The organism is Mycobacterium sp. E3305, from assembly GCF_001666785.1.
GTDB lineage: Bacteria > Actinomycetota > Actinomycetes > Mycobacteriales > Mycobacteriaceae > Mycobacterium.
Map to the genome: position 1 here is coordinate 1 of NZ_LZJA01000024.1, position 21318 is coordinate 21318.

17 protein-coding genes are annotated in these 21318 nt (G+C 69.3%); 9 read left to right on the forward strand and 8 right to left on the reverse strand.

Annotation, left to right across the window (positions count from 1 at the left end):
- Positions 1–3404 (forward strand): alpha-(1->3)-arabinofuranosyltransferase family protein (locus tag A5701_RS02640; protein ID WP_067748216.1); only part of this gene is annotated, 3404 nt, incomplete at its 5' end.
- Positions 3405–3491: 87 nt separating this feature from the next.
- Positions 3492–4931, forward strand: coding sequence for a lipase maturation factor family protein (locus A5701_RS02645; RefSeq protein ID WP_067748219.1), 1440 nt, complete (start codon positions 3492–3494; stop codon positions 4929–4931).
- Here A5701_RS02645 and A5701_RS02650 read toward each other — a convergent pair.
- Both A5701_RS02650 and A5701_RS02655 read right to left on the reverse strand, forming a co-directional pair.
- Positions 4928–5488 carry a hypothetical protein gene (locus A5701_RS02650; RefSeq protein WP_067748221.1) on the reverse strand — a complete coding sequence of 187 codons (561 nt, stop codon included), beginning with the start codon at positions 5486–5488 and terminating at the stop codon, positions 4928–4930. The two genes, A5701_RS02645 and A5701_RS02650, sit on opposite strands and share 4 nt — an antisense overlap.
- Positions 5489–5627: 139 nt before the next feature.
- Positions 5628–6098: a hypothetical protein gene (locus A5701_RS02655; RefSeq protein WP_067748223.1), complete on the reverse strand. Its 471-nt coding sequence runs from the start codon at positions 6096–6098 to the stop codon at positions 5628–5630.
- 112 nt (positions 6099–6210) lie between these two features.
- Here A5701_RS02655 and A5701_RS02660 point away from each other — a divergent pair, with 112 nt between their 5' ends.
- Complete coding sequence (locus tag A5701_RS02660) at positions 6211–6582, forward strand: hypothetical protein (RefSeq protein ID WP_067779131.1); 372 nt, start codon at positions 6211–6213, stop codon at positions 6580–6582.
- Position 6583: 1 nt separating this feature from the next.
- Here A5701_RS02660 and A5701_RS02665 read toward each other — a convergent pair whose 3' ends face one another.
- Positions 6584–8230, reverse strand: a complete 1647-nt coding sequence (locus tag A5701_RS02665; RefSeq protein ID WP_067748228.1) for an acetolactate synthase large subunit — start codon at positions 8228–8230, stop codon at positions 6584–6586.
- A 79-nt stretch (positions 8231–8309) separates the two neighbouring features.
- Between A5701_RS02665 and A5701_RS02670 the strand changes: the two genes are divergently transcribed.
- A complete protein-coding gene (locus A5701_RS02670) occupies positions 8310–9686 on the forward strand; it encodes an NADP-dependent succinic semialdehyde dehydrogenase (RefSeq protein WP_067748230.1) in 1377 nt (458 codons plus the stop codon).
- Positions 9687–9811: 125 nt separating this feature from the next.
- Here A5701_RS02670 and A5701_RS02675 read toward each other — a convergent pair whose 3' ends face one another.
- The 3 genes from A5701_RS02675 to A5701_RS02685 all read right to left on the reverse strand — a co-directional run bounded on the left by A5701_RS02675 (position 9812) and on the right by A5701_RS02685 (position 13281).
- Positions 9812–10753 carry a R2-like ligand-binding oxidase gene (locus A5701_RS02675; protein ID WP_067748233.1) on the reverse strand — a complete coding sequence of 314 codons (942 nt, stop codon included), beginning with the start codon at positions 10751–10753 and terminating at the stop codon, positions 9812–9814.
- Positions 10750–11442 (reverse strand): TetR/AcrR family transcriptional regulator, encoded by a 693-nt coding sequence (locus A5701_RS02680; RefSeq protein ID WP_067748236.1) that lies wholly within the window; start codon positions 11440–11442, stop codon positions 10750–10752. Before A5701_RS02680 ends, A5701_RS02675 begins: the two co-directional genes overlap by 4 nt.
- Positions 11443–11583: 141 nt before the next feature.
- Positions 11584–13281, reverse strand: a complete 1698-nt coding sequence (locus A5701_RS02685) for an acyl-CoA dehydrogenase family protein (protein ID WP_067748238.1) — start codon at positions 13279–13281, stop codon at positions 11584–11586.
- A 123-nt stretch (positions 13282–13404) separates the two neighbouring features.
- Here A5701_RS02685 and A5701_RS02690 point away from each other — a divergent pair, with 123 nt between their 5' ends.
- From A5701_RS02690 to A5701_RS02700, 3 genes are read left to right on the forward strand one after another with little or no spacing between them, the layout of a single operon-like run.
- A complete protein-coding gene (locus tag A5701_RS02690) occupies positions 13405–14385 on the forward strand; it encodes a phosphotriesterase (RefSeq protein WP_067748240.1) in 981 nt (326 codons plus the stop codon).
- Positions 14378–15859 carry an AMP-binding protein gene (locus tag A5701_RS02695; protein ID WP_067748242.1) on the forward strand — a complete coding sequence of 494 codons (1482 nt, stop codon included), beginning with the start codon at positions 14378–14380 and terminating at the stop codon, positions 15857–15859. Before A5701_RS02690 ends, A5701_RS02695 begins: the two co-directional genes overlap by 8 nt.
- 53 nt (positions 15860–15912) lie before the next feature.
- Entirely contained in the window at positions 15913–16389 is a 477-nt protein-coding gene (locus tag A5701_RS02700; RefSeq protein ID WP_067748244.1) for a YbjN domain-containing protein, read from the forward strand.
- Here the strand turns inward: A5701_RS02700 and A5701_RS02705 are convergent.
- Positions 16386–17567 carry an acyltransferase gene (locus A5701_RS02705; protein ID WP_156669884.1) on the reverse strand — a complete coding sequence of 394 codons (1182 nt, stop codon included), beginning with the start codon at positions 17565–17567 and terminating at the stop codon, positions 16386–16388. The two genes, A5701_RS02700 and A5701_RS02705, sit on opposite strands and share 4 nt — an antisense overlap.
- A gap of 140 nt (positions 17568–17707) precedes the next feature.
- Here A5701_RS02705 and A5701_RS02710 point away from each other — a divergent pair, with 140 nt between their 5' ends.
- Both A5701_RS02710 and A5701_RS02715 read left to right on the forward strand, forming a co-directional pair.
- The gene (locus A5701_RS02710) at positions 17708–18985 is read left to right on the forward strand and encodes a DUF3068 domain-containing protein (RefSeq protein WP_156669885.1); all 1278 of its coding nucleotides are present in this window, start codon (positions 17708–17710) and stop codon (positions 18983–18985) included.
- Positions 18986–18993: 8 nt separating this feature from the next.
- Positions 18994–20733, forward strand: a complete 1740-nt coding sequence (locus tag A5701_RS02715; protein ID WP_067748255.1) for a hypothetical protein — start codon at positions 18994–18996, stop codon at positions 20731–20733.
- A gap of 51 nt (positions 20734–20784) precedes the next feature.
- Here A5701_RS02715 and A5701_RS02720 read toward each other — a convergent pair.
- Positions 20785–21318 (reverse strand): glycosyltransferase (locus A5701_RS02720; RefSeq protein ID WP_156669886.1); only part of this gene is annotated, 534 nt, incomplete at its 5' end.

The following is a 21318-nucleotide window of genomic DNA, read 5'->3' on the forward strand; positions in this document are numbered from 1 at the left end:
GCGGCACCGACAGCTGGACCCCGTACGTGGCGCCGACCGCGACCGCCGGCGCGCCGCTGGTGACCGGGTCGGCGGCCGTCCTGGCCACCTGCCTGGTCGCGGCAGCCGGGCTGGCGGGGCTGGCGAGTCCGGCGATGCCGGCCCGCGGGCGGTTGGTGACCATGCTGGTGGCCGGGGTGGTGCTGATGGCCGCCGGCTACAGCGGCGGGCTCGGCTCGCCGGTGGCGCACGCGGTGCAGACGTTCCTGGATGCCGGCGGCGCGCCGCTGCGCAACGTGCACAAGCTGGGGTCGGTGGTCCGGATCCCGATCGTGCTGGGCGTCGCCCAGGTGTTGGGCCGGGTCCCGCTGCCCGGGTGGGGGCCCGCCTCCCGATGGCTGCGCGCGTTCGCCCACCCAGAGCGCGACAGGCGGGTGGCCGTCGCGATCGTCGTGCTGACGGCGCTGCTGGTGAGCACCTCCCTGGCGTGGACGGGCCGGCTGACCCCGCCCGGCACCTTCAGCGCGATACCCCGCTACTGGCAGGAAACCGCCGACTGGCTCGACCGGCACAACACGGGCACCCCGGTGCCCGGCCGGGTGCTGGTGGTCCCGGGGGCGCCGTTCGCCACCCAGGTGTGGGGCACCAGCCACGACGAGCCGCTGCAGGTGCTCGGCGGCAGCCCGTGGGGCGTGCGCGACTCCATCCCGCTGACGCCGCCGCAAACCATCCGGGCGCTGGATTCGGTGCAGCGCCTCTTCGCCGCCGGGCGCCCATCGGCGGGGCTGGCGGATACGCTTGCCCGCCAAGGTATTTCGTATCTGGTGTTGCGCAACGACCTGGATCCGGATACGTCGCGCTCGGCGCGGCCCATCCTGGTGCACCGCGTCGTCGACGGGTCCGCGGGCCTGCAGAAGGTGGCTCAGTTCGGCGAGCCGGTGGGCCCCGGCACCCTCGCGGGCTTCGTCGCCGACAGCGGCCTGCGGCCCAGATATCCGGCCGTTGAGGTCTACCGGGTCGCCGGCGGTTCCGGAGCGCCGTACTTCGCCGACGTCGACCGGCTGCCCCGGGTCGACGGCGGGCCGGAGGTGCTGCTGCGCCTCGACGAGCGGCGCCGGCTGCAGAATCAGCCGCCGTTGGGTCCGGTGCTGATGTCCGCCGACGCTCGCGCGGCCGACATTCCGGCGCCGACCGTGACCGTCACCGATACCCCGGTCTCCCGCGAGACCGACTACGGGCGGGTGGACCAGCATTCGTCGGCCGTCCGTGCGCCGGGCGACGCGCGGCATACCTACAACCGGGTGCCCGACTATCCCGTCCCGGGCGCGGACCCGGTCGTCGGCGCGTGGACCGGGGGCCGGATCACGGTGTCGAGCTCGTCGTCGGACTCCACGGCCATGCCCGACGTCGCGCCGGCGACCGCGCCCGTCGCCGCCATCGACGGCGACCCCGCGACCGCGTGGGTGTCCAACTCGCTGCAGGCGGCCGTCGGCCAGTGGCTGCAGGTCGATTTCGACCATCCGGTGACCAACGCGGCGCTCACCCTGACGCCGAGCGCCACCGCCGTCGGCGCCCAGGTGCGCCGCATCCTGATCGAGACGGCGACCGGTAGCACCACCCTGCGGTTCGACGAGCCGGGCAAGCCGCTCGCCTCCGCACTGCCCTACGGAGAGACGCCCTGGGTGCGGATTACCGCCGCGGGCACCGACGACGGCTCGCCGGGTGTGCAATTCGGCATCACCGACCTCTCGATCACCCAATACGACGCGTCCGGATTCGCCCACCCGGTCGAGCTGCGGCACACCGTTCGGGTCCCCGGGCCCCCGACCGGCTCGTCGATCACCGGCTGGGACCTGGGTTCGGAGCTGCTCGGCAGGCCGGGTTGCGCGACGGCGCCCGATGGCGTGCGCTGCGCGCCGTCGATGGCCCTGGCGCCCGAGGAGCCGGTCAATCTGAGCCGGACGCTGACCGTTCCGGCGCCGATGTCGGTGACGCCGCTGGTGTGGGTAAGGCCGCGCCAGGGCCCCAAACTGGCCGACCTGATCGCCGAGCCGGGCACCACCCGGGCGAGGGGCGACTCCGACATGGTCGACGTCCTCGGCTCGACGTTTGCGGCGACCGACGGCGACCCGTCCACCGCGTGGACGGCGCCGCAGCGGGTGGTGCAGCACAAGACCCCGCCCACGCTGACGCTTACCCTGCCCCGGCCCACCGAGGTCACCGGCCTGCGGCTGGTGCCCAGCCGCTCGGCGCTGCCCGCCCACCCGACGATGGTGGCGGTCGACCTGGGCGACGGCCCGCAGGTGCGTTCGTTGAAACCCGGTGAACCGCAGACACTTTCGCTGAAACCGCGGGTGACCGACAGCGTCACCGTGAGCCTGCTGAATTGGGAAGACGTCATCGACCGCAACGCGCTGGGCTTCGACCAGCTCAAGCCGCCGGGGCTGGCCGAGCTGTCGGCGCTCGGCGCCGACGGCAACCCGATCGCGCCCGCCGACGCCGCCCGCAACCGCGGGCGCGAGATCACGGTCGACTGCGACCACGGCCCGGTGATCGCGGTCGCGGGCCGGTTCGTGCACACATCGATCCGCACCACCGTGGGCGCGCTGCTCGGCGGCGAGCCCATCGCCGCGCGCGCGTGCGACCCCGACCCGGTCGCGCTGCCTGCGGGCCAACAGGAGCTGCTGATCAGCCCGGGCGCCCAGTTCGTCGTCGACGGCGCCGAGCTGACCTCGCGGGCGGCCGCGCCGGTCGCGCCCGCCGCCGTCGCGGTTCCGGTGTGGCGGGCGTGGGGGCCGGACCGGCGCGAGGTGCAGGCGCCGTCGTCGTCCACCTCGCGGGTGCTGGTCGTCCCCGAAAGCATCAACCCCGGCTGGGTCGCGCGCACCAGCAGCGGGACCCGGCTGACCCCGGTCGCCGTCAACGGCTGGCAGCAGGGCTGGGTGGTGCCCCCGGGGGACCCCGGCACCATCACGCTGACCTTCCCGTCCAACGCGCCCTACCGCGCGGGGCTCGCGGTGGGTCTGGCCTTGCTGCCGCTGTTGGCCCTGCTCGCGCTGTGGCGCACCCGCAGCAGGCGCGGCGACGATGCGCCCGCCCGGCCGTGGAACCCGGGGGCGTGGGCGGCGGTCGCGGTGGTGGCCGCCGCGGCGGTGATCGCCGGGGCGGCGGGCGTCGTCGTGGTGGGTGCGGCGTTGGGGCTGCGATACGCGCTGCGCCGCCGCTTCGACGGCGCCGCGATGGCGCTGAGCGCGGGCGGTCTGATCCTGGCCGGGGCCGTGCTTTCGCGCCATCCCTGGCGATCGGTGGACGGCTACGCCGGCCATTCCGCGAATGTGCAGCTGCTGGCGCTGATTTCGCTCGCGGCGCTCGCCGCGTCCGCGGTGGCGCTGCCCGATCGGGCCCGTGGGCCAGGTGACGAATAGCCGTCGAGGGTATTGGCTGGCCGTTTGCCGGCTGATTGACTGGATATGCGGGTCTGTGTGACCGACACCGTCCGAGGAGTTACGGCCATGGGCTGGTTTTCCGCACCCGAATATTGGCTCGGCAGAGAGGTGCTCGAGCGGGGCGCCGCGGTGGTCTACCTGCTTGCGTTCGTCGCGGCCGCGGCGCAGTTCCGAGCGCTCATCGGCGAGCACGGAATGCAGCCCATCCCGCGGTTTTTGGCCGGGCAGTCGTTCTGGCGGACCCCCAGCCTGTTTCACCTGCGGTACTCCGATCGCCTGTTCTCGGCGGTGTCCTGGTTCGGGGCGGCGCTGTCGGCGGCGGTCGTCGCCGGCGCGGCCGATGCCGTGCCGCTGTGGGCCGCGATGTTGATGTGGCTGACGCTATGGGTGCTCTACCTGTCGATCGTCAACGTCGGGCAGACCTGGTACGCGTTCGGCTGGGAGTCGCTGCTGCTGGAGACCGGCTTTTTGATGATCTTTCTCGGCAATTCCCAAGTGGCGCCGCCGGTGTTGACGCTGTGGATGGTCCGGTTGCTGCTGTTCCGGGTCGAGTTCGGCGCCGGGTTGATCAAGATGCGCGGCGACCCGTGCTGGGGCGACCTGACGTGTCTGTACTACCACCACGAGACGCAGCCGCTGCCCGGGCCGTTGAGCTGGTTCTTCCACCACCTGCCGAAGCCGCTGCATCGAATTGAGGTGGCGGGCAACCACTTCTCGCAGCTGATCGTGCCGTTCGGGCTGTTCGCGCCGCAACCGGTGGCCGGCGTCGCGGCGGCGATCATCGTCGTCACCCAACTGTGGCTGGTCGCGTCGGGCAACTTCGCCTGGCTCAACTGGGTGACGATCCTGTTGGCGTGCAGCGCCATCGACGACTCGTGGTTCAGGGCGCGCCTTCATCCGGCGTTCTCGGCGACGCCGGTGTGGTTCGCCGCGCTGGTGATCGCGTTCACCGCGGCGGTGTTGTTCATGAGCTACTGGCCGGTGCGCAACATGTTGTCCAAACGGCAGCGAATGAACATGTCGTTCAACTCTTTTCATTTGGTCAATACCTACGGCGCGTTCGGCAGCATCGGTCGCGTTCGCCGCGAGGTGGTGATCGAAGGCACCGACGAAGCTCACCCCACCGAGCAGACCGTCTGGAAGGAATACGAATTCAAGGGCAAGCCCGGCGCGGTGCGCCGGCTCCCCCGCCAGTGGGCGCCGTATCACCTGCGGCTGGACTGGCTGATGTGGTTCGCCGCCATCTCGCCCGCCTACGCGCAGCCGTGGCTGACGCCGTTGCTGCAGCGACTGCTGCGCAACGACCGGCCCACACTGCGCTTGTTGCGGCGCAACCCATTTCCGGATGCGCCGCCGCGTTACGTGCGCGCGCTGCTGTACGAATATCGCTTCACGACGCCCGCCGAGCTGCGCCGTGAGCGAGCCTGGTGGCATCGAACGCTGATCGGCGGGTACGTCCGGCCGATGGCGCTGGCGGCGGCGGATTCCGTAACAGGACGGGGCTAACGGGCCGCGGGCTCGTCGAGCAGTTGCAGACGCGCGTCGAGCAGACGCGGGTAGTACCAGTAGTAGCCGGCGAGATATGCGAACGCCACCGCCAGCAACAGGCTTCGCAACGTGAAATGCTTTGCGTCACTGATGAAGCCGAAAACCTGCACCGAAACGAGAATCCAGCAAGCGGTGATCATCAGTTTGGCGGAACCCGCGATCGAGTCGCGGGCCCGCTCGATCAGTTGCCTCGCCGCATCACGCGTTGCCGGATCATCGGGAAGGGCGCCCGAACGCATCGCCTCGGACACGTGGCGACATTCGGCGAATGACAGCGTTCCGAGTGTGGGCCGCAGCCCCGCCATGCGGCGCACCGAGCCGAGCGCGGTGGCCAAGCCGATCACCAGTGCGACGATCGCGACGGTGATCCACCACGGTGCGCTGGTCCAGTGCGACCGGGACGGCCCGCTGGGGTAGTCGCCGATCATCACGAGCGGTGCCAGGCCCAGCATCACCGCCAGGGCGTACAACGGCCACTGCAGCCACCAGGGTCTCAGCGACAGCCACAACGACACAGACGAAACCTTAGCGAAGCGCGGCCCAGGCTATGCCGCGTCGGGATGACCAGGTGGACTCAAACCACCAAACCAGCCACCCCACGGACAGAAAGACCTGCACACTCGCGCAAAGATCTCCGTATTTGGGGCGATGCCCTCAACTCAGGTCCTCGACCAGAATGTCGTTGACCGTCTTGAGATCCTCAATCGCCTGGTGCGCATACGAGTCCGCCAGATCGAGATCGACCGGGGTGGAGTTCGGCCCCAACGACATGCACATGTGCATCGCAGTGTGAAAGTCGTTGATCTGCTTTTGCAAGGCGGTGGTCAGGGCGGGGTCCGGCGTGGGCAGGTGGGCCTGCAGGCCGATGGCTTGTTCGTCGTGGACCGCCGAGCAGGCCGCCCGTAGAGTGTTGATGTCGTTGGCTTCGATCGCGTCGACTGCCGCCTGCATGAACTTCGTCGTGTGCGCCAGGTGCTCTTCGGCCTGCGAATACCACTCCGGAACGCCGGGGTAGACGGCGCCCGCCGTCCCCGCAGGCGCCACCGCGAACAGGGCCACCGCGAACAGGGTCTCCGCAGCAGCGGCGCCACCCAACCGCTTGTGGAGGTGCCGGGTCGGCCTCATGTCTTAAGGCTCCGCGCCCGGCGACCCGATCGATAGGGCCTTCGGGCCCGTCCTGTGATGTGAGGACTTAAGCCCCTCGCCACATCGGCGGCGCGCGGCGAAGGATCCGACCATGAGACCAGCGATCGCGGGGTTGGCAACCCTGCTGGCGCTCTCCGGCTCGCTGTGGACAGCGGACCTCATGCTCGGTCCGGGTACCGCCCACGCCGTGTGCTCCACGAACAACGGCGGTAATCAGCCGCCCGAGTGCGCGCCGCCCGAGGGACCGCCGGCTTGCTACACCTCACACATCTGCAGCCAGATGTGGTGCCCGAACCTGGGCGAGATGCGCCGGATGCCGGACTGGGACCGCAACGTCTGCCACACCTATTACTTCGCGCCCGACTCCGGCCTGCCCGCGCTCATTGTGCAAGGGCAGCCGCCGGGATTGCGGCTGCCGCCGAACACGGGCGTCTGTCCGCCGTTGGCCTGGATGTGCCCGTGAATCACAGCGTCTCGTCCAGTTCGCCCAGCCGATCGGTCAGCCGCAAATTCTCCGAGTAATCGACCGGGCAGGCGATCACCGAGACGCCGTCATCCGCTAAGGCGGCCCGCAGCGTCGGCAGCAGTTCCTCGGCATGAGAGATCCGATAACCCTTGGCGCCAAAACTTTCCGCGTACTTCACCACGTCGGGGTTGCCGAACTTCACGTAGTAGTGGGCCCCGAGTTCGAGGTCCATCTTCCACTCGATCAGGCCGTAACCGCCGTCCTCCCAGATCAGCACCACCAGCGGTATCCGCTCGCGGACGGCGGTCTCGATCTCCTGCGAGTTCATCAGGAACGCGCCGTCACCGACGACGGCCAACACCTTCGACTCTGGTCGGGCCAGCTTGACGCCGAGTGCACCCGGCAGCGCAAACCCCATGGTGGACAAGCCGTTTGACACCAGACAGGTATTGCACTCGTACGTCGGGTAGAGCCGCGCCATCCACATCTTGGTGGCGCCGGTGTCCACCAGGACCACGTCGCTGCGGCCCAGCGCCGCCCGCGTGTCGGCCACCACCCGAGCCGGGGCCAGCGGATAGCGTGAATCCTCTTGCCCCCGAGCGAATTCCTCGGCGAGCAGGCCGTGCCCCGGAACCTCCGGATCGGCCTCGTAGGCGTGGCCGTCCAGCCCGTCCGTCAGCGCATCCAGGGAAGCGCTGATGTCGCCGATGATCCCGACGTCCACCGAATAGTGGGCGTCGACCTCGGCCGGGAACCGGTGGATGTGGATGATCTTCTTGTCGGCCTGCGGGTTGATCCGGACGGGGTCGAACTCTTGCAGCTCGTAGCCCACGGCGATCACCACGTCAGCGTTGTCGAAGCCGAAGTTCACGTAGTCATGCCGCATGAACCCGAGGGTTCCGATGCTGTTGGGGTGGTCATCGGGCATGACACCCTTGCCGTGGAAGGTGTTGGCGACGGGGATGCCGAATTCCTCGGAGAACCGCACCAGGGCCGCGGTGGCGTTGCCGCGCGCGGCGCCGTGCCCGGCCAGCACCACCGGCCGCTTGGCCTGGCGCAGGATGTCGACCGCGCGCTCCACCTGGCCGGGTGCGGGCGCGTCGGCGCGAACGACGTTGCGCGGCAACGGCGTCAAGTCATAGTCGGTTTCGTCGGCGTCGATGTGCTCGGGGACGGCCACGTACACCGCCGCCGGGCGTTCGGTCTCGGCGACCTTGAACGCCTTGCGGAACATCTCGGGGATGGCGCGCGCGGTCGGGACTCCGGCGGCCCACCGGGTGATGGGCGCGAACATCGACACCAGGTCGACGTACTGGTGCGACTCCTTGAACTCCCGGTCGTGGCCCACTTGCGCGGAGATCGCGACCAGCGGGGTGCTGTTGGTGGTGGCGTCGGCCACCCCGAGTTGCATGTTGATCGCGCCGGGGCCCAGAGTGCTCGAGACCACCGCCGCCCGCCCGGTGACGCGCCCGTACATCTCGGCCATGAAGGCCGCGCCCTGCTCGTGCCGGGTGAGCACGTAGCGGATGCTGGACGCGGCCAGCGCCTGCACGAAGCGGATGTTCTCCTCCCCCGGCAGTCCGAACACCACGGAAACACCCTCGTTTTCCAGGCACTTGACCATCAGTTCGGCGGCTTTACTCATCCGGCACCTCCCTTGGGGGAACGATAGTGGCAGGCTGGGTGTTGGACCTCTTACCAACCCCGAAGCGAAGGATTGCAGCGTGCCCATCGCCACGATCAACCCGGCCACCGGCGAGACGGTGAAGACCTTCACCCCGGCAACCGACGAGGAAGTCGACGCGGCCATCGCCCGCGCGTACGCCCGGTTCCAGGACTACCGCCATAACACCACCTTTGCCCAGCGCGCGCAGTGGGCAAACGCGACCGCCGACCTCTTGGAGAAGGAGGCCGACGACGTCGCCGCGATGATGACCCTGGAGATGGGCAAGACGCTCAAGTCGGCCAAGGCCGAGGCGCTCAAGTGCGCCAAGGGCTTTCGTTACTACGCGGAGAACGCCGAACAGCTTCTGGCCGACGAGCCGGCCGACGCGCAGGCGGTCGGCGCCAAGCGGGCCTACACCCGCTACCAACCGCTCGGGGTGGTGCTGGCCATCATGCCGTGGAACTTCCCGCTGTGGCAGGCCGTCCGGTTCGCCGCGCCGGCCCTGATGGCCGGCAACGTCGGCATCCTCAAGCACGCCTCGAACGTGCCGCAGTCCGCGCTCTACCTGGCCGACGTCATCGCCCGCGGCGGCTTCCCCGACGGCTGCTTCCAGACGCTGCTGGTCTCGTCCAGTGCCGTCGAGCGCATCCTGCGCGACCCGCGGGTCGCGGCCGCCACCCTGACCGGCAGCGAGCCGGCCGGGCAGTCGGTCGCGGCCATCGCCGGTGACGAGATCAAACCCACCGTGCTCGAGCTCGGCGGCAGCGACCCGTTCATCGTCATGCCGTCGGCGAACCTGGACGAGGCCGCCAAGACCGCGGTCACCGCGCGCGTCCAGAACAACGGCCAGTCCTGCATCGCGGCGAAGCGGTTCATCGTTCACACCGACATCTACGACGCGTTCGTCGACAAGTTCACCGAGCGGATGCAGGCGCTCAAGGTGGGCGACCCGACCGACCCGGACACCGACGTGGGCCCGCTGGCCACCGAGTCCGGCCGCGACGACATCGTCAAGCAGGTGGACGAAGCGGCCGCGGCGGGCGCCACGATCCGGCTCGGGGGCAAGCCCATCGACGGGCCGGGCTGGTTCTACCCGCCGACGGTGGTCACCGACATCACCAAGGACATGGCGCTCTACACCGAAGAGGTGTTCGGACCGGTGGCCTCGATGTACCGGGCCAAGGACATCGACGAAGCGATCGAGATCGCCAACGCCACGACGTTCGGGTTGGGCTCCAATGCCTGGACCAACGACGAGGCCGAGCAGCAGCGCTTCATCGACGACATCGAGGCCGGCCAGGTCTTCATCAACGGCATGACGGTGTCCTACCCCGAGCTGGGGTTCGGCGGCGTCAAGCGTTCCGGGTACGGCCGCGAGCTCGCCGGCCTCGGCATCCGCGCGTTCGTCAACGCCAAGACGGTGTGGGTCGGTTAGTGGCGATCGCAAGCGCGGCGTAGCCGGGCGCTGGGGGCACCTCCCGCTTGCGGGGGACGGGTCGCCACCATCGGCGACGTCGACGCCGGTGCCGCCGCCGGCGGCAGCAAGGTCGAATAGCCGCCTCAGGCGGACGCGGCGGCCAGGGCCTTCTCGTCCTCGTCGGCGAAGGTGTCCTCGAGCTGCAGCGGCGAGTAGTCCAGGTCGATCTCTTCCAGCGGCCGCCCGCGGGCGCTGGAGATGGTGCCGAAGCGGCGCATGCCCTTGTCGGCCGCGTACTGCATGAACTCGTCCACCGACAGGCCGAACGGCATCGGGTCGTACAGGGAGAAGCCCTCCTCGATGAGGCGCAACCCCAATGGCATCAGCTCGTTCATGCGCGTCTCGAAGACGCCCCAGTTGGCGTCGTCGGCGGCGACGTGGCGGCGGCAGGTGAAGGTCCCCCACGCCATGTGGCGCCGTTCGTCGTCGCCGATCCGGCGGACCAACTCCTGCATGCCGGGCAGGATGCCGCGCTCCACGCAGATCTTGTGCCAGCCGAAGTAGCCCGTGAGCGCCAGCATCCCTTCGACCATGTGGTTGTAGGTCACCGAGGCCCGCACCTGCGCCGCCGGTGAGGGGTCGACCGACAAGGCGTTGAGGCAGTCGGGCAGCTCCTCGTAGAAGATCGTCCGATAGGTGGGGATGTCGTCGAGGTACTGATGCAAGTCGTCGGTGACGCCGACGGCGTCGAGCCACATGCGGAACACCTGGACGTGCTTGGCTTCCTCGAAAGCGAACTGCGTCAAGTACATTTCGTCGCCGAGGCGGCCCTCGACCCGCATCGCCGACATGAACGGCTGGATGTCCTCGGTCACCGCTTCCTCACCGGCGATGAACTCGGCGCACAGCCGGATGGCGTAGTGGCGTTCGTCGTCGGTCAGCCGCTCCCAGTCGGCGCGGTCGCGGGAGAAGTCGATGTCGGCCGGGTTCCAGAACTTCGCGTTGCCGCCGGCGAACAGCCGCAACGGCAGACTGTCCCAGTTGAGGCCCCCCTTGACCATCGAGCCCGAATGCGTGCGTGTCATGTCATCTCCTCGGATTGTTGTGGGGCTGAGCGGACGGGCGGGCGCGGCGCCGCAGCGAAGGCCGCCGCCAGCACCCCGACAAGCCGGCGCACGGCCAGCGCGGGCTGTTCGGGGGTGGGTTCGTCGAGCCCGAGAATCGGGTCCAGGCCGCGCATGTAGGGCGCCAGCGCCAGGTGCGGAAATATCAACAGCAGCAACGACAACAGCGCGTCGGTGTCCGAGTCGGCACGCAGATCCCCGCGCGCCTTCGCGTCGCGAACGAGCGGCCGCATCACCTCCAGGTAGTGCCGGTGGATGACGTTCTGCACGCTGACCCGGGCCTCGGTGTCGACTTCCAGGGTCGCCGCGGCGTGCAGCGCCCGTTCGTGCGGGTGGTCGGCGAAGTAGGCCACCCACGCGTCGAGCCAGTCGGTCAGGAAGTCGAAGAACGGCCGGCTCGGGTCCAGCTCGCGGATGCGGTCTTCCGTGTACGCCCGCACCCGCTGGCTGGCGATGTCGGCGATGAACGCGAACAGGTCGCGCTTGTCCGCGAAGTACTGGAAGAGGCTGCCTTTCGCGACGCCGGCCCGCCGGGCGATGACGTTGAGGCTGCCTCGGGAAAACCCGTGCGCTCCGAATTCCTGTTCCGCGGCGTCGATGATGGCGGCGCGGCGGGCGGGGTCCACCCGTGCCCAAGTCACCGTTGGCAATGCGGCCTCCTAGCGTCGATGACCACTGGTCATATTACGGTGAGCTGCGTCACAGTCAAGGGTAGGCCGGTTGTCATCCTGCCGAACGTCACGCTGGCGTGACGCCGCCTCCCGAGCGTCACGCCAGCGTGACGCTCGCGCCTAGGGCCGCATCTGGTAGGCGCCGTTGATCGGCTGGATGTGTTCCTTCCAGACCTGGTCGTAGCGCGTGTGGTCGAACACCGGGCGCCGGATCATCCGCATCGCGAAGCGGGCCTGCGCGTCGGTCGTGGCGGACTTGTCGGCCAGCTCGACGGCATAGCCGTTGAAGTCGCGCACCAGCACGGCGAAGATCTCGTCGATCAGCGCCTCGTCCACTCCGGACAACGGGGCCTCCTCCAAGATCAGCTGGGCGTAGGGCACCGTGGCGAACAGCTGCCCAACCCCGAACGCAAAATCGATGTCCCTCTGCTGAGCGGCGTCGGGGGTGGCGCTGGCCAGCATCTCGGCCAGCACGTCGATCTGCTCGCGCAGCAGCGCGACATTAGGTAGATGCGCGTAGCTTTCGAACGGCGCCCGCCAATCGTGGAAACGCACCTTGCCCAAGCCCCCGGTCGGCCCCTGGTTGAACAGGAACGAGTCGTCGACCGCGTCGTCGCGGCGGCCGATCAACGGCAAATCGCCGTTCGGCGCGAACAGGTAATTGGGCATGAACTTGGCCAGCAACCCGATGTTGATGTGCACCGTGCCTTCGAGCCTTGGCAGCAAACCGATTTCGCGGGTCATGGCCTCGAAGATGGTGTCCTTCTCGACGCCCTTGGCGGCGATCACGTCCCATAGGGCGGTGATCACCCGCTCGCCTTCGCTGGTGATCTTGGCTTTGGTCAGCGGGCTGTAGAGCAGGTATCGGCGGTCGTCGGCCGACGCACTGCGCATGTAGTCGCAGGCGCGGGTGGCGACCAGCTTCATCGCGATCAGCCGAACGTAGGCGTCGGTGAGCAGCCGCCGCACATGGCTGAAGTCGGTGACGACGGTGCCGTACAAGACGCGGTTGGAGGCGTGGGTGACCGCCTCGTACATGGCGTGCGTGCACATGCCGACCGCGCCCCAGCCCAGGTTGTACTTGCAGACATTGACGGTGTTCAGGGCCGCGTGGAACGCCCCTTGGCCTCGGTGCAGGATGTCGGCCTCGGTGACCGGGTAGTCGCGCAGCGCGTAGTTGGCGACGTAGTTCTGCGAGTTCACCACGTTCTTGATCAGGTCGTACCGATCGTGCTGGGAGTCGGCGGTGAAGAACACGTACTCGTCGGAGCCCGCGATCTTGCCGAAGGTCGAGACCATCCGCGCCACGTTCGCGTTACCGATGTAGTACTTCTCGCCGCTCGCGGTCCAGCCGTGTTCTGACGGCGTCAGGATCATGTCGGTCTGGTAGACATCGGCGCCGTGGGTCTGCTCCGACAAGCCGAACGCGAACACCTCGCCGGCCTCGAGTTGCGCGGCGGCCTTGCGCTTGGCGTCGGTGTTGTCGCTCATCCAGATCGGGCCCAGACCCAGCGCCGTCACCTGGAAGGGGTACCAGTAGTTGAGTCCGTAGAAGCCCACGATCTCGGCGAACTCGCTGATCCGGTAGGTGTCCCATCGGCAGTCGTCGGCGCCGTACTCGGACGGCGTCAGGAGTGAGGCGAAGATGCGCTCGCGGCCGATGTGGTCCAAAAACTCGGAATACCACACGCGTTCGTGGTCGTCATGCTTCAGCCGCGCCTTGCCCCGCGACTCGAAGAAGTCGACCGTGGCGGCCATGATCTCTCCGGAACGACGATCCGGGTACTGGCGTTGCAGGTTGTTGGGATTGAGCAACATGGCAGGACTCCCTGGGTTCGGCCAAAGACGAGGGTGACGGTACTGCACCGCGGGGGCCGTCGGGGCGGACCGGAACAAATCGGCACTGTTGTCCGACCACCGAGTCGACCTAGCATCAGTGGAGTGTCAGCACTCAATACCGCCCGCGGCGCCATCGATACCTCCGATCTCGGCGTGACGCTCATGCACGAGCACGTGTTCATCATGACCACCGAGATCGCGCTGAATTACCCCGATGCGTGGGGCGACGAAGAAAAGCGCGTGGCCGACGCCATCGATCGGCTCAACGAGCTGAAGTCCCGCGGGGTCGACACGATCGTCGACCTGACCGTGATCGGCCTGGGCCGCTACATTCCACGCATCGCGCGCGTCGCGGCGGCCACCGAGCTGAATATCGTTGTGGCGACGGGTCTTTACACCTACAACGACATCCCGTTCCGGTTCCACTACGAGGGCCCCGGCGGCTTGCTGGGCGGCCCGGAAATCATGACCGACATGTTCGTCCGCGACATCGAGCAGGGCATCGCCGACACCGGCGTCAAGGCCGGGATCCTCAAGTGCGCCACCGACGAGCCGGGCATCACCCCAGGCGTCGAGCGGGTGCTGCGCGCCGTCGCCCAGGCGCACAAGCGCACCGGGGTGCCGATCTCCACGCACACCCACGCCGGGTTGCGCCGCGGTCTCGAACAGCAACGCATCTTCGAGGAGGAGGGTGTCGACCTGAGCCGAGTGATCATCGGGCACTCCGGTGACAGCACCGACATCGGGTACCTCGAAGAGCTCATCGCCCCGGGTTCCTATCTCGGCATGGACCGGTTCGGACTCGACGTGATCTCGCCGTTCGAAGAACGGGTCAAGATCGTGGCGCAGATGTGCGAGCGCGGGCATGCGGACAAGATGGTGCTCTCCCATGACGCCAACTGCTACTTCGACGCGCTACCCGAAGAGTTGGTGCCGCAGATGGCACCGAACTGGCACTACCTGCACATCCACAACGACGTCATCCCCGCGCTCAAAGAGCGCGGAGTCACCGACGAGCAACTGAAGACCATGCTGGTGGACAACCCCCGCCGCATCTTCGAGCGGCAGGGCGCATATGAGTGAGCCGGTCCCGCCGATCGGCACCCAGATCGCGGCCCTGGCCGAACTCGCGCCCGACGAGCCCGCCGTCACCTGCGACGGTCTGACGCTCACCCGCGCCGAACTCGACGCCTCGACGAACCGGTTGGCCCGCGCCTACGCCGACCGCGGCGTCGGCGTCGGCGACTACGTGACCATGGTGCTGCCCAACTCCGTGGAGTGGGTCCAGGCGGCGGTGGCGTGCTGGAAGCTGGGCGCCGTACCGCAGCCGCTGTCGGCGCGGTTGCCCGCCACGGAGCTGCAGGGGCTGCTGGACCTGCGGCCACCGGCATTGCTGGTAGGGCGCGAGCATCCCGAAATACCGAGCGTGCCAACCGGTTTCACGCCAGGCCCGGAATTCTCCGACGCACCGTTGCCGGAAGCGGTGTCGCCGGTGTGGAAGGCGATGGGCTCCGGCGGCAGCACCGGCCGGCCCAAGCTCATCGAGTCCGCCGGCGACACCCGGATACCCGCGGCCATCGGCTACCCGCTGGGCGCGCAGCCCGGCGACACGACGCTGGTGCCGATCCCGCTGTCCCACAACACCGGGTTCACCACCGCGACCATCGCGCTGCTGATGCGCCATCACCTGGTGGTGATGAGCCGGTTCGACCCGCACCAATTCCTGCGGCTGATCACCGACCACCGCGTCACGTTCCTGACCACGGTGCCCACGATCATGCAGCGAACGCTGCCGGTCTATCACGCCGATCCCAAGTCCTACGATCTGTCGTCGCTGCGCCGGTTCTGGCACATGGGGGCGCCGTGCCCGCCGGCCATCAAGCAGGCCTGGATCGACCTGCTGGGCCCCGAGGTCGTCTGGGAACTCTACGGCGGCACCGAATTACAGGCGCTCACCTTCATCTCCGGGGACCAGTGGCTGACCCACCGCGGGTCGGTCGGCGTGGTGGTCGCCGGGGAAATGCAGGTGCTCGACGACGACGGCAACCCGTGCCCGCCCGGCGTGGTCGGCGAGATCTACATGCGGCCCGGGCCCGGCAGCGCGCCCACCTACCGCTACGTCGGAGCCACCGCCAAGTCCCGCGACGGCTGGGATTCCCTTGGGGATCTTGGCCATTTCGATGCCGACGGCTTCCTCTACCTGTCGGACCGCCGGGTGGACATGTTCACCGTGGGTGGCCGCAACGTCTACCCGGCCGAGATCGAGAACACCTTGTCGGCGCACCCCGACGTGCTGTCCTGCCTCGTCGTCGGCGTGCCCGACCCGAATTCGGGCGACCTGGGCCAGGTGCCCTACGCGCTGGTGCATGCGGCGGACGGTTCCACGCTGGACGCCGCGGGCGTCCAGGAGTTCCTGCGCGACCGCATCGCGGGATACAAGGTGCCGGCGTTCGTCGAATTCGTCGATGTGCCGCTGCGCGACGACGCCGGCAAGGCCCGGCGATCGGCGGTGCGCGCCGAGATCATCGAGCGGCTGGGGGCGGCAGCGCCCGGCTGACCCGGCTGACCGGCACCAAGAATCCTCCAAGCCCGCGGCCCCACCATCGGGGCATGCAGATCGAACCCTTGAGCACCGAGCTGATCGAACGCTATCTGCGATCGCGCGAGCTGCGGTTCTTCCGCAGCGACGACGGCGAGGAGTTCATGATGCTGCCCAGCTACGAGCGCGGCAGGCTGCACGTGAACCTTCGGATCAACGGGTTGCGGCGGGACATCTTCGAGATCTCGATCAGCCCCGCCGGTCACTACGACGCGACCGAGCGGCCCCGGCTGATGGAACTGGTCAACGACTGGAATCGCGAAACGCATTGGCCCAAGGCGTTTGTGCGCGAGACCGCCGTGCCGACCCAAGTGAGCGTGGTCGGTGAGAACGCCTACCTGCTGACCGACGGCATCCACGTCGAGGCCCTGGGCACCCTGGTCCGGTCCACCGTCGAGTACGGGGCCGACCTGTTCAAGAAGATCGAGCGGGCCATCTGCCTGCCGTCCGCGGACACGCTCGAGGAGTGGATGGACCGCACCGGTTAGGGCGCGATCGCGTCCGCCTCGGCGTCGGCGGCTTCGTCGATTTCGGCGTGCCGCTCTCGTTTCTCCCAGCGCCGCAACGCTTCTCGGCAGGGCGATTCGACCAGCCCGTAGCTGACCGCGGCGATCGCCCACCCGAAGAGCAACGTCAGCGCCAGCACCTCGGGCATCCGGCCGGTGAACGCGAACGTCCCGAGCACCGGGAACACCATGGCCAGCGCTGCCAGGTGCCACACGAACAGGCCGTAGGACCACCGCCCGAGCGTCACCATGACGGTGCTGCCGAGCAGCCGGTGCGGCGTGTCGATCCGGTCGAGTACCAGGGGGGCGACCAAGGCGAACGCCACCAGCGAGCCCGCCGCCGTCTTCACCGCGAACTGCGTTGCGGTGCCGGGAATCAGGCCCTCGGGCCCGGCAAGCGGGGACGCCGCCAGCAGATAAGCCAACACGGCGACGACGGCCATCACGACACGGTGCCGCGCCAACCGCGCCGGCAGGTCGATCGGGCTGTGCACCCATTCCGCCAGCAGCATGCCCGCGGCGAACCAGGAGAAGAACGCCGGCGGCCAGTTGAGCGGGTTGGTGCCGGACCCGGAATGGATGGGCACCCAGCCCCACGCCCAGCTCAGCGCCGCCAGGGCGGCGATCGCCGGGACCCGCGCGCCCACCGGCAGGCGCCGGGCCAGCAGCGCCAGGATCGGCAGGGCCAGATAGAAGCTGACCTCGACCGAAAGGCTCCACATCTGCGTCAGCCCCCCGGTCAGGGTGAGGGGCACATAGATCTGGGTGAGGGTCAGGTTGGCCAGCCACACGGTCGGGCTGGCGTGATCGGCGTCGGGTAGCAGCGACAGGATTACGACGACGGCCACCAGGTAGGCGGGCATGATGCGCACCACCCGGGACCGCAGGTAGTGGCCCGTGCGGGGCCGCGGCTGCAGGCCGCGCGCCGCCGCGGCGTGCCCGCGCCACAGCAGAAAACCGGACAGCGCGAAGAACACCGCGACCGCCAGGTCGAAGCGGCCGAACAGCCGGCCGGTGATCCCGCTGGAGTGCCCGGTCTGGAACGCGACGTGGGTGACCACCACGCCCATGGCCGCGCACGCGCGCATCCCCTCCACCGCGGGCAGGAAGCTGCGGACTCCGCCCACCCGTTGGCCATCGGTCACCCCCACAGTTTGCATCTGCGGCGTTGGGGAACGAATGGGTAGACCCGAAGGACCGGGCAGCAGGTTCGTAAGCCGAGGCCTTACGTTCGGCTGTTAGGGTCAAACGGGTTTGCGGCTGACGGCGCATTAAGACAGCACTAGGAGGGCACAGCAACGTGAACCGAGCAGTCATGTTGCGGTTCGCCGCATGCGGGATCATCGGACTGGGCGCCGCCCTGCTGATCGCCGCGCTGCTGTTGTCGACCTACACCACCAGCCGGATCACCAAGGTTCCGCTCGACATCGACGCCACGCTGATCAGCGACGGCACCGGAACCGCGCTCGACGCCGCGTCACTGTCGACGGATCACGTCGTCGTCAACCAGAACGTGCCGCTGGTGTCCCAGCAGCAGATCAGCGTCGAGTCACCCGCGAACGCCGACGTGGTCACGCTGCAGGTCGGTAGCTCGGTGCGGCGCACCGACAAGCAGAAGGACAGCGGCCTGCTGCTGGCGATCGTCGACACCGTCACCCTCAACCGCAAGACGGCGATGGCCGTGTCCGACGACACCCACACCGGCGGCTCGGTCCAGAAGCCGCGCGCCTTCAACGACGAGAACCCGCCCACCGCGATGCCGCTGCGGCACGACGGCCTGGCCTACCGGTTCCCGTTCCACACCGAGAAGAAGACGTACCCCTATTTCGATCCGATCGCGCAGAAGCCGTTCGACGTCAACTACGACAGCCAAGAGGACGTCAACGGCCTGACCACCTACAAGTTCACCCAGAACATCGGCTACAACGCCGACGGCAAGCTGGTGGCCCCCGTGGCGTACCCGTCGCTGATGGCCGGCAACGAGGACGCCAAGCAGACCACGTCGGCGTCGATGTGGGGCATCCAGGGCGGTGACCCGAACGAGCAGATCACCATGACCCGCTACTACGCCGCGCAGCGGACCTTCTGGGTGGACCCGGTGTCGGGCACCATCGTCAAGGAGACCGAGCACGCCAACCACTACTTCGCCCGCGATCCGCTCAAACCGGAGCTGACGCTGGCCGACTACAAGGTCACCTCCAACCAGGACACCGTCGAATCGCAGGTCAACGCCGCCCGCGACGAACGGGACCGGCTCTCGCTGTGGTCGCGGGTGCTACCGATCACGTTCACCGCGGTCGGCCTGATCGCGCTGGTCGCCGGCGGCCTGCTCGCCTCGTTCAGCCTGCGGACCGAGAGCGCGTTGACCGATCCAGGCCTGGACCGGGGTGACCAGGACTTCTTCGGCCGCAGCGGGCTCGAGGAGCCGGTGCCCGGCGCCGAGGCCGAAACCGAGAAGCTGCCCACGCAGCGCCCCACGGCGCGCGATGATCCCGACGCGGAAGCGCCCACCCTGGGCTCCGACGAGCCGCCCGAATCCGGGCCGCCCGAGCCCACCAGCCCGCCCGAACGGGAATAGCCCGCCGCGTGCGCTGGACCCGGCCCGGGTACGCGCTGGTCTTGGCGCTTCTGGTGGTCGGGCCGCTGCTCAAACCCGGTTACCTGCTGCTGCGCGATGCGGTGTCCACGCCGCGGTCGTTTGTGTCGGATACCGCGCTGGGGCTGACGGCGGCGCCGCGGGCGACGCCGCAAGACTTCGCGGTGGCGCTGGCCTCACACGTGCTGGACGGCGGCGTCGTGGTCAAAGCCCTGCTGGCGCTTGGGCTCTGGCTCGCCGGATGGGGTGCGGCCCGGCTGGTCGCGACGGCGTTGCCCGACGCGGGCATGGCCGGCCAGTTCGTCGCCACCACCCTGGCGATCTGGAACCCCTACGTCGCCGAGCGGCTGCTCCAGGGCCACTGGAGCCTGCTCGTCGGTTACGGCTGCCTGCCCTGGGTCGCGACGACCATGCTGGCGCTGCGGGCGGGCGCCGGCTCGTTGCTCGGCCTGGCCTTCTGGATCGCGCTGGCCGGGCTGACGCCGACCGGCCTGCTGCTCGCCGCGACGGTCGGGCTGGTGTGCGTCGCCGCCCCCGGGGCGGCCCGGCCCCGCTGGCGGTGCGCCGCGGTGGCGCTGGGCGCCGCGGTGGTGGCGGCGCTGCCCTGGCTGACCGCGGCGGTTCTGGGCGCGTCGCTGTCCTCTCACTCGGTGGCGAACACGCTGGGCGTGGCCGCGTTCGCGCCGCGCGCCGAGCCGGGTCTGGGGACGCTCGGCAGCCTGGCCGGCCTCGGCGGGATCTGGAACGGCGAGGCGGTGCCGATTTCGCGGACCACCCTGTTCGCGGCCGCGTCGGCCGTCGTGCTGCTTGGGGTGGTGGCGGCCGGGGTGCCGACGGTGTTGCGCCGCCCGGCGGCGCGTCCGCTGCTGGCGCTGGCGGCGGCGGCCGTGCTGGTGCCGGCCGCGCTGGCCACCGGCCCGGGCCTGCACCTGCTGGGCGCGGTGGTCGACGCCGTCCCCGGCTTCGGGGTGCTGCGGGACGGACAGAAGTGGGTGGCGCTGGCCGTGCCGGGATACGCGCTGGCGGGCGCGGGAGCGGTGGTGACGCTGCAGAGGTGGCTGTGGCCGGCGATCATGGCGCCGGTCTGCTGCCTCGCGCTGATCTTCGCGCTGCCCGACCTCGCCTGGGGCGTGTGGGGCCAGGTGTCCCCCGTGCAGTATCCGCGCGGATGGGCCGCGGTGGCCGCAACGATCAACGAGCGGCCCGCGACGGTGGCGGTGTTGCCGGCCGGCACGATGCGGCTCTACAGCTGGTCGGGCCGCGCGCCGGTGCTGGATCCGCTGCCCCGCTGGGTGCGCGCCGACGTGCTGAGCACGGGCGACCTGGCCATCTCGGGGACCGTGATCCCCGGCGAGGGCAGCCGCGCCCGCGCGGTGCAGCAGTTGCTGCTGGCCGGTCCCGATCCGGCCGCCCTGGCCCCGGCCGGGGTGGGCTGGCTGGTCGTCGAGTCGGACACCGCGGGCGACATGGGGGCGTCCGCCCGCACCCTCGATGCGTTGACCGCGGCCTACCGCGACGACGACATCGCGCTCTACCGAATCGGCGGCGACACCGCCGGGGTGTCCGCCGGCGCGCGCACGGCGACGCTGATCGCACACCTGGCGTGGCTGGCGGCGCTGATCGTGGGCGGCGCCGGCGCGCTGGTCGGCGCGTGGCGCTCGCGCACCGCAGCGGTTCGGCGACACTTAAACGACGGCGGCGACACGCCGATAAAGGACGCTCAGGATTGAGTCTCGCGGGCCGGCGCTTGGGGGTCGACTCTCGCGGCCCGGCTCTTGGCGCTACACCAGACCACTGATCGGGTGGCCGGTCCGCACGGCGTCGAGGACCGTCCGCATGGCGTCGGCGCTTTGCCGCCAAGAGAATTCGCCGCTTCGGGTGTGGGCCTTGGCGCCGAGCTGGTCACGCAGCACCGGATCGGAAAGCAGCTCCTCGAGGCGGTCCACCAGCTCGGCGTGGGTGTCCACCAGGATCCCGGTCACCTCGTCGACGATCGAATCCGACAGCCCGCCCGATGATCGGTAGCCGATGGTCGGCACCCGGTGCTGGGCCGCCTCGACGACCGCCAGCCCCCAACCCTCCTTGCGCGAGGGCAGCAGCTGCACCCAAGCGCTTTGCAGCACATGGTGTTTGGTGACGTCGTCGACGTGACCATGAAAGGTCACCGCGCCCGAGATGCCCAGCCGGCCGACGTGGTCGACGAGCCGCTGTCGCCACCAGCCGTCGCCCACGATGTCGAGGTGCAGACCCGGCAGGCGCGGCCGCAGCCGCGCGACCGCCTCCAGCGCGTCCTCGATCTGCTTGTGCGGCACCAG

Excerpts from the sequence above, each read along its gene's own strand:
- A5701_RS02675 (WP_067748233.1), bottom strand. The coding sequence starts at position 10,753 with ATGACACGCACGCATTCGGGCTCGATGGTCAAGGGGGGCCTCAACTGG.
- A5701_RS02705 (WP_156669884.1), bottom strand. The coding sequence starts at position 17,567 with ATGCAAACTGTGGGGGTGACCGATGGCCAACGGGTGGGCGGAGTCCGC.
- A5701_RS02645 (WP_067748219.1), top strand. The coding sequence starts at position 3,492 with ATGGGCTGGTTTTCCGCACCCGAATATTGGCTCGGCAGAGAGGTGCTC.
- A5701_RS02660 (WP_067779131.1), top strand. The coding sequence starts at position 6,211 with ATGAGACCAGCGATCGCGGGGTTGGCAACCCTGCTGGCGCTCTCCGGC.
- A5701_RS02665 (WP_067748228.1), bottom strand. The coding sequence starts at position 8,230 with ATGAGTAAAGCCGCCGAACTGATGGTCAAGTGCCTGGAAAACGAGGGT.
- A5701_RS02700 (WP_067748244.1), top strand. The coding sequence starts at position 15,913 with ATGCAGATCGAACCCTTGAGCACCGAGCTGATCGAACGCTATCTGCGA.
- A5701_RS02695 (WP_067748242.1), top strand. The coding sequence starts at position 14,378 with ATGAGTGAGCCGGTCCCGCCGATCGGCACCCAGATCGCGGCCCTGGCC.
- A5701_RS02655 (WP_067748223.1), bottom strand. The coding sequence starts at position 6,098 with ATGAGGCCGACCCGGCACCTCCACAAGCGGTTGGGTGGCGCCGCTGCT.
- A5701_RS02685 (WP_067748238.1), bottom strand. The coding sequence starts at position 13,281 with ATGTTGCTCAATCCCAACAACCTGCAACGCCAGTACCCGGATCGTCGT.